Source organism: Parendozoicomonas verongulae (assembly GCF_009711465.1).
In the GTDB taxonomy this organism is placed as follows: domain Bacteria; phylum Pseudomonadota; class Gammaproteobacteria; order Pseudomonadales; family Endozoicomonadaceae; genus Sansalvadorimonas; species Sansalvadorimonas verongulae.
Genome location: NZ_SMME01000609.1, coordinates 1 through 1889 on the forward strand (window position 1 = coordinate 1; position 1889 = coordinate 1889).

Here is a 1889-nt window from a genome sequence, read left to right on the forward strand (position 1 = left end):
CATATGGTGCCGCCCCCTTCTCACATATGCGTTCAGACGATTCTGATCCCTTATATATGATGAAAAGGGTGGAAATATCTCATGCCCAAGACTGGTACCGTTATCAAAGTAGGGGGACAAGCGAGCAGTGCCGTCCGGGTTCCATATTACTCGCCAGTTCTCCTGGTGCCGGTCTGTATTCCCAATCAAAGCATCGAAACACAGGCACAGTCCCCAGTATTCACGCCAATCATGTGTAAGCCTTTTGCCAATAGCCATAGCCCGTGAGAATTTCAGAATATCTAACAGATTATGCTTTCGCCCTTTCTCTCGGTCGTAGTCTGGAATCATACTCTGCATATGGTCCCCACCAGGAGAGGATCGCTCCTCAACATCTGTATACCCTGTAAACCATTCGATAAGAGAACCTGGCTCACCTGTTTCAGAGTTGATTGCAATGAAGGCTGGAGGCACCTCAAGCTGCATCAGGCGTCCGATATGAAAAGCTATGACCTCTGCCCAATACTGATCGGGATGACGAGGCTTACTGGAGTCCTTTGCGCTCTTTATCGCCTCTTTAAACAGGTATTTATGGTTTGGCAGACAAAAGTCATATCCAGAATCAGGCGGGCAAACCCTCAAACTTTTATTTCGGGCACCTTCTGTAAATACCTCAAAGTTTTCATGTACGGGCCAGGAGGCAATATCAACGATCTGATTGCACTCTTGAAAAATATTTTCACGGTTAATCAATGAGGAACCACCTATGGCTATGTGCGCTTAACCAGCGTGATTGTATACCTCTGCCAACAGGTTTAACCATCACACCGGTGTGAACTCCTTAGCCATAATACAGGCCATAAGGCATGGCTTCACGCCCTGGCAGGCAGTATCGAAACAGGCTCCAATATCCAGGGGGCGGCAATTTACCGCCTCCCCTCCCTTTAATGTGGTTTCCTGTCATCCAGCGCCCCGCTGCTTAACCAAGCTTTGCGGCCTGCCAGCCACTCACTCTCCTGCTGTTGATGTTCGCGAGCCTTCTCACAAATAGCATCAAGCTCTTCTTCAGAGATACCACCCTGATCGTCTATCTCTTCACGCTCCAGGCTGGCTTTAATCTCCATGGCCAGCACGGTAGGCACGGCCATACCTTCACGTTCCAGAATACGACCTGCCTCAATAGGCGTTATTTCGCCGCTGCTGAGTTGGTCGATCACATGGGCCTGTAATGCGATTTGTTCATGGCGCTTGATCCTCAGACCACCGTGCAGCTTGAAGAGTGCAGTTTCAAGGCTCTCAACACGGGCAATCTTCCGATCAACGATGCTCCCGGTATCTGGGCGCTTCTTTATCCACTTCTGTCCGTTCAGCGGGTTTCCCTCTTCCCCGTCGAACATCTCCCAACCTTCCAGGGTAAGTGGTGAATGGTTAAGTGCGGCTTCAGCCTCTTGCCCGGCTGCTATTAGTTTGTCGAGTTCCTGGGCATCAGCATCTCGGGCAACAGCACGCTTTAAAAGGACGCGAGACAGAGCAAGCTCCTGTTCCAGTTGCTGGGTCACACCCAAAAGATTGTCATATAACCCCTGCTCTTCCCCTGACAGCTCCGAGCGGTAGATGCCATGGGTGACTGCATTGGTGTTATTAAGGGGAGCGCCTGCACCGGGACGATTGCCACCCCAACTTGATTGTTTTTCAAAATGGGGAGAGTGACACTCCTCTGCCTTCACCGTGCGTGAGGTTTTTCTACTCTCATCCCTTGTGGCTCTAGGCTTAACACAGTTTTCAGGCTCTTCAATTTTGTCACTTTTGGGAGTGGCAGAAATGTCACTTTTGTCACCTTCAAGAGTGACACTTTTTGTTTTTGAGAGTGACACTTTTTCAGCGCCTGACCGGGAAAGCATGGTGCGTGT

Annotated in this window: 2 protein-coding genes; both read right to left on the bottom strand. The window is 50.0% G+C overall.

Features of this window, described 5'->3' with window-relative positions; genetic code table 11:
- Positions 1-732: HipA domain-containing protein (locus tag E1189_RS23025; protein WP_196221028.1), on the bottom strand; the 732-nt coding region annotated here is incomplete at its 3' end.
- 191 nt (positions 733-923) lie between these two features.
- The coding region (locus tag E1189_RS01855; protein WP_230460011.1) for a hypothetical protein at positions 924-1889 on the bottom strand (966 nt) is incomplete at its 5' end.